Raw genomic sequence first — 249 nt, forward strand, 5'->3', positions numbered from 1 at the left:
CGCTGCTGACGGCCCGATGCCGCAGACCCGCGAGCACATCCTGCTGGGTCGCCAGGTTGGCATCCCCGCAATGGTCGTGTTCATGAACAAGGTTGACCAGGTTGACGATCCGGAGCTTCTGGAACTCGTTGAGATGGAAATCCGCGAACTTCTGTCGACCTACGACTTCCCGGGCGACGACATTCCGATCATCGCAGGCTCTGCTCTTGCGGCGATGGAAGGCCGTGATCCGGAAATCGGCGAGAACAA

1 protein-coding gene is annotated in these 249 nt (G+C 59.8%); it reads left to right on the forward strand.

Annotated features, from left to right (window positions below; genetic code table 11):
• Nucleotides 1-249, forward strand: a 249-nt coding sequence (locus GJQ66_RS13490) for a GTP-binding protein (RefSeq protein ID WP_230379673.1), incomplete at both ends; no start/stop codon positions are given.

The sequence above is a fragment of the Microbacterium sp. ZXX196 genome, assembly GCF_009709595.1.
Taxonomy (GTDB): Bacteria; Actinomycetota; Actinomycetes; order Actinomycetales; family Microbacteriaceae; genus Microbacterium; species Microbacterium excoecariae.